Below are 11,557 nucleotides of genomic sequence, written 5' to 3' on the forward strand. Positions count from 1 at the left end.
GCGCTCCGGCGGCTTCCGGCCGCTGCGGGGCGCCTTTTTTATTTTGCGGCAGTAAAAGATGCTTGACAGGCATTTTGATGACGTTTAATATAGAATGAAAAACATGTAAAGGGGTGCTGTGATGATTAACAAGTTTTGTACTTCTCCGCTGTGGGAATCCGGCAGGACGCTTGCCGCGATCGCGCAGGGCGCCGTTCCGGCGGAAACCGTGATTATCAACGCCAGACTGGTGAATGTCTGTACCGGGGAAATCCTGCCGGATACCGATGTGGCCATTTCCTGCGGCAGGATCGCCCTTGTCGGCGACGCGAAGCACTGTATCGGAGAAGGTACAACCGTCCTGGACGCAGCCGGCCAGTATATCGCCCCCGGATTTTTGGACGGGCATATGCATGTGGAATCCTCCATGATGAGCGTGGGGGAATACGCGCGGGCGGTCATTCCTCACGGCACGGTGGGAATCTATATGGACCCGCATGAAATCTGCAACGTCCTCGGGCTGGACGGGGTTTCCTGCATGATCGAGGACTCCAAAAGGACCCCGCTGAAAACGATGGTCACCACACCGGCCTGTGTTCCCGCCGTTCCCGGCTTTGAAGATACCGGCTCCTCCATCGGCCCGGCGGAGATCGCAAAGACCATGCGGTGGGACAGCGTGGTGGGCCTTGGGGAACTGATGAATTTCCCGGGCGTGCTGAACTCGGACCCGCAGATGCACGGCGAGATCGCCGAAACGCTCAGGGCGGGCAGGATCGTGACCGGTCATTACTCCATGCCGGAGACGGGGCGCGGGCTGAACGCCTATATTGCCTCCGGCGTGCGCTGCTGCCACGAGTCCACCCGCGCGCAGGACGCGCTGGCGAAGATGCGGCTCGGCATGTACGCCATGCTGCGGGAAGGTTCGGCGTGGCGAGACCTTCATGAGGTGGCGAAGAGCATTACCGAAAATAAAATTGACACCCGGTTCGGGGTGCTGATTTCCGACGATACCCATCCGCACACCCTGCTGAATCAGGGGCATCTGGACCACATCGTCCGCCGCGCGGTGGAAGAGGGAATCGATGTCATGACCGCCATTCAGATGGTCACCATCAACTGCGCCCAGTGCTTTCAGATGGACCACGAGCTGGGGTCCATTACGCCCGGGAAATGCGCGGATATCGTTTTTATCGGCAGCCTGGACAGGCTGGACGTTACGCGGGTGCTGATCAACGGTGCCGTTGCGGCGGAAAACGGAAAGCTTACCGAAAAACTCCCGCCCTATCATTACCCGAAGTGGGCGACGGAATCCATGCATATCAAAAATCCCATTACGCCGGAGTCCTTTGCCATTCCCGCGAAGGGCGAACGGGTGACCGCCCGCGTCATTGAAGTGATCCCCGCCAGGGTCGGTTCCTACGAACGGCATGTTTCGCTCAGGGTGGAAAACGGGCGGGTCGGTTCCGACGTCGAACAGGATGTCCTGAAAACGGCGGTCTTTGAGCGGCACCATGAAACGGGAAAGGCCGGATTCGGCTTTGTCAAAGGGTTTGGTATCCGGTGCGGGGCCATGGCTTCCACCGTGGCGCATGACGCGCACAACCTGCTGGTGATCGGCACCAACGACGAGGACATGGCGCTGGCCGCCAATACGCTGATCGCGTGCGGCGGGGGAATGACCGCCGTACAGAACGGCAGGGTTCTGGGGACGGTTCCGCTCCCGATCGCCGGCCTGATGAACGACAAGCCGGTGGAGGAAATGGCTGAAATCGTCGGAAAGCTGAGCGAGGCGTGGGAAAAGATCGGGTGCGGCATGGTTTCTCCCTTTATGACCATGGCGCTGATCCCGCTTGCCTGCCTGCCCGAACTGCGCCTGACCGACAGGGGGCTGGTGGACTGTACGGAATTCCGGTTTACTCCGCTCTTTGTGGAAGAATAACAGATGTCTGCCGTGGGAACATCCTATCCCCCCCTTCCCGCACACAGAGCAAGCAAAAACCGGAAGGGTCAGGGGTGGGGAGAAAACATTTCAAGTGAAAGTGCTCCGGCGATTTCCTTATACAACGAACGGGCTGCCGCAAAACGAAAGTTTTGCGGCAGCCCGTTTCAGCTTTATTGCTCCGGAATCCTATTTTACCGCGCCAGTTTTCTGAACGCCCAGCTCGACGGTTTCGCCGTTCAGGTCCCATTCCTTGGCGAAGCCCGCCATTTCGTCCAGCCTGACTTCTTCGGCCAGCACGTCGTTCTGAATGGAGGCGAGATTGTCGGAAATGATTTTCGCGATCCGGTCGTTTCCCTTTTCATAGACGACGATATGGTCGGTCACGTCAAAGCCCGCGTCCTTGCGCATGGTCTGGATCTTGCTGATGATCTCGCGGACGAAGCCCTCTTCGATCAGGGCTTCCGTCAGATGGGTGTCGATGACCACCGTGATTCCGTTGTCCGCCATGGAAACGTAATTTTCCGCCTGCGCGGTTTCTATCAGCAGTTCCTCGGGGGTCAGGGAGATCTCCCCGTCCGAAAGGGCGAGGGTCAGGGCGCCGTTGGCGTCGAGCTCCTTCTTCGCCGCGCTTCCGTTGAGTCCGGCGAGCGCGGTGCGGATTTCGCCGATCTTCCTGCCGTATTTCTGCCCCAGAATTCTAAGCTGCGGCTTGAAGTGGTAGGAGGTGAAGTCCGAGACGTCTTCGGTAAACAGGATTTCCTTGCTGTTCAGCTCGTCGCGGATGATGGTCCGGTAGAATTCGCTCAGCGGCTTTTCCGAACGGACATACATTTTCGCGATCGGCTGGCGGTTCTTGATGTTGGCGGTATTTCGCGCCGCGCGGCCCAGCACGACGATGTCGAGCACCAGCTCCATGTTTTCTTCCAGCTCTTTGTCGATCAGGGATTCGTCGACGCTCGGAAAATCGCAGAGATGGACGCTTTCCGGCGCGGAGGGGTCGATTTTACAGACCAGATTGCGGTAAATATCCTCCGTCATAAACGGAATCATGGGAGACGCCGTTTTCGCTATGGTGACGAGCGCGGTATACAGCGTCATGTAGGCGTTGATCTTGTCCTGCGGCATCCCTTTGACCCAGAAGCGCTCGCGGCTTCTTCTGACATACCAGTTGCTCATTTCGTCGACGAAATCCTGAAGCGCACGCGCCGCCTCCGGAATCCGGTAGTTCTCCAGATGGCCGTCGATGGCTTTCACAGAGGTGTTCAGGCGGGACAGCAGCCATTTGTCCATGACGGTCAGGCTGCCGCGGTCCAGCGTGTATTTGGCGGCGTCGAATTCGTCGATATTGGCGTACAGTACGAAGAAAGCATAGGTGTTCCACAGCGTCCCCATGAATTTGCGCTGGCCCTCCGTCACGGCCTTGCCGTGGAAACGGTTCGGGAGCCAGGGGGCGGAATTGCTGTAGAAGTACCAGCGGATCGCGTCCGCGCCGTAGGTTTCCAGCGCCTCGAACGGATCGACCGCGTTGCCTTTGGATTTGGACATCTTCTGCCCGTTCTCGTCCTGCACATGGCCGAGGACGAGGACGTTTTTATACGGGGCCTTGTTGAAAATCAAGGTGGAAATCGCAAGAAGGGAATAGAACCATCCTCTTGTCTGGTCCACCGCCTCGGAAATGAAGTCGGCGGGGAACTGCTGATGGAAAAGCTCCTGATTCTCAAACGGATAGTGATGCTGCGCGAACGGCATGGAACCGGAGTCGAACCAGCAGTCGATCACCTCCGGCACGCGTTTCATCTGTTTGCCGCATTTCGGGCAGGTGATGGTCACCGCGTCGATATACGGCCGGTGCAGCTCAATATTCTCGGGGCAGTTGGGGGACATGGCTTTCAGCTCCTCAATGCTGCCGACAGAGTGCTTGTGCCCGCACTCGCACTCCCAGATGTTCAGCGGGGTGCCCCAGTAGCGGTTGCGGCTGATGCCCCAGTCCTGCACGTTTTCCAGCCAGTCGCCGAAGCGGCCCTTGCCGATGCTTTCCGGAATCCAGTGGATGGTATTGTTGTTGCGGATCAGATCGTCCTTGACCGCCGTCATCTTGATGAACCAGGAATCCCTGGCGTAATAGATCAGCGGGGTGTCGCAGCGCCAGCAGAACGGATAGCTGTGCTCAAAAGCGGGCGCGGCAAACAGAAGCCCGCGCTGGTTCAGGTTTTTCAGGATCTCCTTGTCGGCGTCCTTGCAGAACATGCCCGGCCAGAGGGTCTCCCTGGTCATCTCGCCCTTTCCGTCCACCAGCTGTACGAAGGGCAGGCCGTATTTGCGGCCGACATTCGCGTCGTCCTCGCCGAAGGCGGGCGCGATATGGACCACGCCGGTGCCGTCCGTCAGCGTAACGTAGCGGTCGCAGGTGACGTACCAGCACTTTTTGTCCGGTTTTACAAAGTCAAAGAGCGGCTCGTATTCCTTATATTCCAGGTCTTTTCCGACATACGTTTCCAGCACGGTGTATTCTTCCCCCAGCACCTTGGGGGCAAGGGCCTCCGCCAGGTAATAGACGGCGTCCGCCGTTTTCACCTTCACGTAGCTTTCGTCGGGATTCACACACAGGGCCACGTTGGACGGCAGCGTCCAGGGGGTGGTTGTCCACGCCAGAATAAAGGCGTCCTCGCCCTTTACCCGGAATTTCGCGATCGCGGATTTTTCCTTGACGTCCTTGTACCCCTGGGCCACCTCGTGGCTGGAAAGGGGAGTCCCGCACCGCGGGCAGTAGGGGACGATCTTAAAGCCCTTGTACAGAAGGCCCTTTTCCCAGATCTGCTTCAGTGCCCACCATTCGGACTCAATATAATCGTTTTCATAGGTCACGTAAGGGTGCTCCATGTCCGCCCAGAAGCCGACGGTCCGGGAGAAATCCTCCCACATGCCCTTGTATTTCCACACGCTTTCGCGGCACTGCTTGATGAAGGGTTCCAGCCCGTACTGCTCGATCTGATCCTTGCCGTCCAGGTGAAGGAATTTTTCCACCTCCAGCTCCACGGGAAGCCCGTGCGTGTCCCAGCCGGCCTTCCGGGGGACCTGATAGCCCTTCATCGTCCGGTAGCGGGGAATCATATCCTTGATGACCCTTGTCAGGACATGGCCGATGTGGGGCTTGCCGTTCGCGGTCGGCGGACCGTCGTAAAACATATAGGTTTTTCCGTTTTTGCGGCTGTCGATGCTCTTCTCGAAGATTTTGTTTTCTTCCCAGAACTTTTCGATCTTCTTTTCGCGTTCTACAAAGTTTAAATTTGCGGGAACCTTGTCGTACATTGCTGAAACCTCCCAAAATAAAAAACCTCCGCCCTGAGAACAGGACGAAGGCTTCGCTTCGTTATACCACCTATTGCTGCATACTGTCATATGTGTTCCCGGTAACGGGGGAAACCCGCCAAAGCTTAGTCGACGAACTCTTTCAGCCTGGAACTCAGGAGTGATGTTCGGAAACAAACGACTCAGGCCGGACTCTCACTGTCACCGGCTCGCTTTGCTTTTTGTCTGAATCCTACTGTCTCTTTCAACGTTTTTATCATATTTTCAGAAATTAATCATAGCACAGGAATCAAAAAAAGTCAAATATCCTCACCCTCCCTTCCACACGCAAAAAATCGAAAGCTATCGTGTGCGGAAGGAAAGTCCGGCTACCGGCACCGCCGCCTGGAGCAATGCGGAGAAAACGGAAAGTCAGGAATGCTTATAATAGAAAATGGCAAGCTGCGTTCTGTCGCGGAGTTCCAGTTTTTCGAGGATGACGCTGATGTAATTGCGCACGGTTCCCTCGCTCAAAAACAGGGTTTCCGCGATCTCTTTATTGGAAAGGCCGTTCGCGACCTGTGTGATGATTTCCGTCTCTTTTTCACTCAGGCCGAATTCCTTGAAATCGTCCCTCGTGCCGCTGCTGAGCATGGCGGGGATTCTGGTGATGATTTCATCCCCGAACACCCGCTGCCCAATCGCGACCGTCTTGATGGAAGGCACGATGCTCTCGAAATTCTGTTTTAAAAGATAGCCCTTCGCGCCGATCCGCAGCGCCTTGATGATGTAATCATCGTCGGAAAAGGTGGTCAAAAACAGGATTTTCGCGTCGGGGTCCCGTTTCAGCAGAATTTCGGCCACCTCTATGCCGGTCATCCCGTCCATGCGGATATCCATCAGCAGGATGTCCGGCCTGCACTCGCCGTACAGCTCGATCGCCTGACTTCCGCTGGAGCCCGTCCCGACCACCTCGATATCGCCGTCCGCTTCCAGAATGGTTTTGAGCGAGCTGGAAACGAGCCTGTCATCGTCTACAATCAGTACTCTTATCAATTTGCCGCCTCCTTCGGGATGGTGATAAAAATTCTAAAGCCGTGATCGGTCGTGATGTTGATGTTTCCGTGGAAAGCGTCCACCCGGTCGGTGATGTTTTTCAGGCCGATCCCGCTTCCCGCGTCGTAATCTTTCACGGTCCCGTTGTCTTCTATAATCAGTTGATAAAGCGCGGGATGCTCCCGGCAGGTGATGCTCGCCCGGCTTGCGTCGGAGTGCCGGATAATGTTTGCCAGCGCTTCCTTTACAATGGAGAGGAACGCGTATTTCAGCCGGATGTCCGGGTTGCTGCGGATGTCGTAGTCCAGACTCAGCTCACAGAAAGTGAATTTATGCGTCAGCTCTTCCAGCTGCCCGTACAGGTCGATGGACTCGTCGTACAGGTTGTGTACGCTGGAGCGGATGCTTTCCATGGCCCGCGTCAGGGTGTCTTTTACCGCCAGCAGGTTTTCCTTCCCCTTTTCGTCCCTGTTGACGGCGAGCAGCGCGCCGACCTGCAGCAGCGAGCTGGACAGCAGATGCCCTACGTTATCGTGAATTTCCCGCGCGATGCGGTTGCGCTCGTTCAACGTGGCGATGCTGATTTCATAATCCTGCTTTTCCAGCAGGTCGCTGTTCTGCTGGTTCAGCCGGAGCGTCATTTCCCTTGCGGTGTCGCGCAGCTCGTTGTAATCCGCTCTCAGCTTTTCCAGCCGGGCGGTACGGTGTTTCAGCAATACGCAGAACAGGGCAAGCACGGACGCTGCCGCGCTGACGGCAGCGTCCGCGCTCTGCCAGAGGAACAAGAGCGGGACCAGCGCGGTCAGACAGAGAAACTGGAATCTTTCAAACAGCAGATCGTAGCAGATCAGCGGCAGAAATATGGTCAACCCGGGAAGGAACACGCTTGCCGCGATAAATCCGCCGGTCAGCACGGCCCGAAAAACCGGTTTTTCAAAATAGCTTAAAAAGCACGTGAAAACAACGGCGGTCAGTACCGGCACCACGCTTGCGCCGAAACCGGGCTCGCACAGGTAAAGGATAAAGCAGCAGATCAGAAGGATGATCTTATCGACGAAAATCATTGCGGTCAACTCCTCCTATCTTTCGGGCAGCCCGTCGTTTTCTTTATAGTACCATCTTTCTTTCCGGTTCACAATCGCAATTTACGGGGATCACGGAAGAACATGACATCCGTCATATCAAACGCTGACAGGCGGCACTGACCATCCCCGTTATTATGCGCTAAAATAGGAGCATGAAAACAAGGAGGCTCCGCTTATGATTATCAGTGTGAACAATCTGGTGAAAAGATACGGCGACCTGGTCGCGCTGGATCACCTTTCGCTGAAAGTGAAGGAAGGGGAAATATTCGGGCTGCTCGGGCCGAACGGCTCCGGAAAGACGACGGCCATCAACTGTATTTTATCCCTTTTAAAATACGACAAGGGCGAAATTGAAATTTTTGACCGGCCCATGGCGCCGGACGCATACGACATCAAACGGGACATTGGAATCATCATGCAGAATGTCGCCGTGTTCGAGGAACTGACGGTGTACGAGAACATCGATTACTTCTGCGGGCTGTATGTCCCGGACAAAGCAAAAAGAAAAAAGCTGGTGGAAGACGCCGTCGATTTTGTAGGACTGAACGATTTCCGGAAGTTTTACCCCAAAAAACTGAGCGGCGGCCTGCTTCGCCGGCTGAACATCGCCTGCGGAATCGCGCACCGGCCAAAGCTGATCATTCTGGACGAGCCGACGGTGGCGGTCGATCCCCAGAGCCGGAACAATATTCTGGAAGGCATTGTGCGGCTGAACAAGGAAGGCGCCACCATCGTCTATACTTCCCATTATATGGAGGAAGTGGAACAGATCTGTACCAGAATCATGATTCTGGATAAGGGAAGGATGATCGCCGACGGCACCAAGGAAGAGCTGAAGGATATGATCACGCTCGGGGAGAAAATCACGGTCGAGACCTTCTCCTTCAGCAAAGAACATCTGGCCGCCCTGAAAAAGCTTCCGAATATCGTTTCCGCCGAGTACCGCGATCATCTGCTGATCGTAAAGTCCGGGAAAGGGCAGAACAATCTGGAAGCCGTACTGGATTTTCTCAAAAAGAATGAGATCACCTTCGGGAAGATTTATTCCGAGCTGCCCACCCTCAACGACGTGTTTCTGGAAATCACCGGAAAACAGCTCAGGGATTAGGGGGGAGAAGAATGTTTCAGCATCTTTTCACGGCAAGGCTGAAATGCCTGACCCGCGACAGGCAGATGATGTTCTGGACCCTGCTTTTCCCGCTGCTGCTTGCCACCTTCTTCAATATGGCTTTGTCCAATCTGAACAATACGGAAGCCTTTCATCCCATCGATATCGCCGTGGTGGACAACGACCGGTACCGACAGAGCAAGGATTTTCAGTCGGTGCTGGAGGAAGTCTCCCAAGGGGAAGACCGGATTTTCAACCTGACAAAAACCGACGGGGAAAAGGCGGAAAAGCTGCTTGACGACGGGAAAATCAAGGCGTACGTTACGGTGGATACAACGATTGGGATGACGGTCCGGGAATCGGGCCTCAGTCAGAACATTGTCCGGGCTTTCCTGAACAGCTACAGCCAGACGTCCTCTGCGGTGACCTCGATTGTCAGGGAGAACCCCGCTTCCATTAAAGACGGGCTGCTCGAGGCTGTTTCCGACCGCGGGGAATACACCCGGGAGGTTTCCGGAAGCAGCGCAAAGCCGAACAATGTGCTCAATTATTTTTACTCCCTGATCGCCATGAGCTGCCTGTACGGCGGTTTCTGGGGACTGAAGGAAGTGACGGATATTCAGGCCGATCTTTCCCAGCGGGCGGCGCGCGTCAACGTGGCCCCGGTCCACAAGCTGAAAATCTTTCTGTACAACATGTGCGCGGCGATCCTGCTCCATTTCGCGGAAATGCTGGTGCTTCTCGCCTATCTGTATTTCGGGCTGAAAATCGACTTTGGTTCAAAAACGTTTTTTGTCCTTCTGACAACCTTTGCCGGCAGCGTTTTAGGCGTTTCCTTCGGCGCCTTTGTCAGCGCGCTGGTAAAGAAGGGGGAGGGAGTCAAGGTCGCGGTTCTGCTGGCGGTCAGCATGAGCGGTTCGTTTCTGGCGGGAATGATGTTCGAGGAGATGAAGTATATCGTCGCGCAGAACGCGCCGGTTCTCTCTTACCTGAATCCGGTGAACCTGCTTACGGACGCCTTTTATTCCCTGTACTATTACGACGTCATGACCCGGTACGGGTGGAATATGGCGATGGTCGGCGTGTTTGTGCTTCTGTTCTGTTCGGGGTCGTATTTCCTAATAAGGAGGCAGAAATATGCCAGTCTTTAAACTCTGTATGAAAATTATTCGAAAAAATCTGCCCTCCATGATGATCTATGTAGTCGTTTTTCTTGCCGTCTCCACGCTTCTCTCGCTGAACAGCTCAAAAGTGCGGGAAGCCGGTTTTTCCCAGGAAAAAACCAACATCGTCTTTCTCAGCGAAGAAGACAGTCCCCTGATTGACGGCTTTCGGGCCGAGCTCGCCAAAACAGCCAGCTTCGTGGAGGTTCCGGACGAAACGGAAAAGCTTCAGGACGCGCTTTTCTTCCGTTCCGTCAGTTATATTCTCCGCATCCCAAAAGGTTTTACCCAAAGCTTCATGCGGGGAGAAGACGTACGGATCGGGAAAACCACCGTGCCGAATTCCGTCAGCAACGCCTATATCGATTTAAATATCAACCAGTATTTCAACACGGCGGCGCTCTATGTAAAAACGGTGCCCGGTATTACGCAGGAAGACATGGTCCGGCATTTGAAAACGGATATGGAAATCAATACCCCCGTCGCGATGAAAACAGATGCGCGGCCGGATACCGACGGCTTTTCCGAGGATTACTTCAATTACCTTGCCTATGCGCTTTCTTCCGTTCTCGTTCTGGGCATCTCCGCCATCATGCTGGTGTTCAACGACCGGGATCTGAGCCGCAGGAATTTCTGTTCTCCCCAAAGCGCGGGAAAGATCAATTTCCAGTTTATTCTTGCGAACCTGATTTTTACCGTTGTCTGCTGGGCGGTCATGGTCGGCTTCTGCTTCCTGTTGGATCACGGGCACATCATGACCCGCAATATGGTTTATCTGGTTTTGAACTCCTTTGTGTTTACGCTCAGCATGTCCGGCGTCAGCTTTCTCATTGGCAATCTGCTGAAAAATCGCGGAGCGATTTCGGCGGTCTGCAACGTTGTTACCCTTGGCCCCTGCTTTATCAGCGGAGTATTTGTGCCGCAGGAATTCCTGAATTCCACCGTTTTGAAAATCGCCAGCTTTACCCCGACCTACTGGTATGTCAAAGCGAATAATCAGATTTCTTCACTGGCCAGTTTCAGCTTCTCCAGCCTTTCCGAAGTCTATGTCGCCATGCTGATCGAGGCGGGCTTCGCGGTCGCGTTTTTCGCGGTTTCCATGGTCGTGGGGAAGAAAAAGAGAATGGGTTCTTAAAAAGCCGCTGATTTTCCTTATTGATAAATCCGGGCCGTAATATTATAATCAATCTAAACAGCAGAAAAAGGAGGGAATTTCCATGAAAAAGGACTTGAAAGCCGTTTGCCTGATTTCGGACGATTTTGAGGATCTGGAGCTGTGGTATCCGGTGCTGAGGCTCCGGGAAGCGGGCGTCACCGTCCATCTGGCCGGCGAAAGGGCAAACCAAAAGTATGTCGGCAAATACGGTGTTCCGGCGGTTTCCGATTATGCGTTCGGGGATATCCGCATTGAGGATTACGACGCGCTTCTGGTACCCGGCGGCTGGGCGCCGGACAAATTAAGGCGTTTTCCGGAGGTTCTGGAAATGGTCCGCTCGATGGACCGGCGGAAAAAGCCCATCGGGCATATCTGCCACGCGGGGTGGGTCCTGGCTTCCGCGGATATCCTGCAGGGGAAAAAGGTCACGAGCACTCCGGGCATCAAGGATGACCTGATTCATGCCGGGGCCGTCTGGTACGACCTTCCGGTGGTTGTGGACGGCAATATCGTTTCCAGCCGCCGCCCGCCGGATTTGCCGGAATATATGAAGGCGTTCATCGAGCTGCTCGAAAAACAGTGACGCTGCGTACGCAGGGCGGCAGACGGGGTGCTTTCACCATCTAACCCGGCCGTGCCCGGTATGGCTTCCGTTTTGGAAGAAATACCCGGCGCGGCTTCTTTTTCGCGCGGCGGTTCAAATTTTCCCGAAGAAACGCGAAAAGAAGGAATTTCTGTCTTGAAAACCCGATTTCATCATGTTACAATAAAAACTCACAG

General features: G+C 55.0%; 8 protein-coding genes. 5 read left to right on the top strand and 3 right to left on the bottom strand.

The window, feature by feature from the left end; genetic code table 11:
* The first annotated feature begins 121 nt into the window (after positions 1–121).
* Positions 122–1,918 (top strand): adenine deaminase, encoded by a 1,797-nt coding sequence (gene ade, locus ACQGQ5_RS12425; RefSeq protein WP_455736820.1) that lies wholly within the window; start codon positions 122–124, stop codon positions 1,916–1,918.
* A gap of 189 nt (positions 1,919–2,107) precedes the next feature.
* Here ade and ileS read toward each other — a convergent pair whose 3' ends face one another.
* The 3 genes from ileS to ACQGQ5_RS12440 all read right to left on the bottom strand — a co-directional run bounded on the left by ileS (position 2,108) and on the right by ACQGQ5_RS12440 (position 7,329).
* A complete protein-coding gene (gene ileS / locus ACQGQ5_RS12430; RefSeq protein WP_455736821.1) occupies positions 2,108–5,230 on the bottom strand; it encodes an isoleucine--tRNA ligase in 3,123 nt (1,040 codons plus the stop codon).
* Positions 5,231–5,641: 411 nt separating this feature from the next.
* Positions 5,642–6,262: a response regulator gene (locus ACQGQ5_RS12435; RefSeq protein WP_455736863.1), complete on the bottom strand. Its 621-nt coding sequence runs from the start codon at positions 6,260–6,262 to the stop codon at positions 5,642–5,644.
* Entirely contained in the window at positions 6,262–7,329 is a 1,068-nt protein-coding gene (locus ACQGQ5_RS12440; RefSeq protein WP_455736822.1) for a sensor histidine kinase, read from the bottom strand. Before ACQGQ5_RS12440 ends, ACQGQ5_RS12435 begins: the two co-directional genes overlap by 1 nt.
* A gap of 196 nt (positions 7,330–7,525) precedes the next feature.
* Here ACQGQ5_RS12440 and ACQGQ5_RS12445 point away from each other — a divergent pair, with 196 nt between their 5' ends.
* The 4 genes from ACQGQ5_RS12445 (at position 7,526) to ACQGQ5_RS12460 (ending at position 11,360) form a co-directional block, all read left to right on the top strand.
* The gene (locus ACQGQ5_RS12445) at positions 7,526–8,458 is read left to right on the top strand and encodes an ATP-binding cassette domain-containing protein (RefSeq protein ID WP_455736823.1); all 933 of its coding nucleotides are present in this window, start codon (positions 7,526–7,528) and stop codon (positions 8,456–8,458) included.
* Positions 8,459–8,469: 11 nt separating this feature from the next.
* Complete coding sequence (locus ACQGQ5_RS12450; protein ID WP_455736824.1) at positions 8,470–9,609, top strand: ABC transporter permease; 1,140 nt, start codon at positions 8,470–8,472, stop codon at positions 9,607–9,609.
* Positions 9,596–10,756, top strand: a complete 1,161-nt coding sequence (locus ACQGQ5_RS12455; protein WP_455736825.1) for an ABC transporter permease — start codon at positions 9,596–9,598, stop codon at positions 10,754–10,756. The genes ACQGQ5_RS12450 and ACQGQ5_RS12455 overlap by 14 nt, the downstream gene beginning before the upstream one ends.
* An 82-nt stretch (positions 10,757–10,838) precedes the next feature.
* Positions 10,839–11,360: a type 1 glutamine amidotransferase domain-containing protein gene (locus ACQGQ5_RS12460; RefSeq protein ID WP_455736826.1), complete on the top strand. Its 522-nt coding sequence runs from the start codon at positions 10,839–10,841 to the stop codon at positions 11,358–11,360.
* Positions 11,361–11,557: the final 197 nt, after the last annotated feature.

Source organism: Caproiciproducens sp. (genome assembly GCF_053840905.1).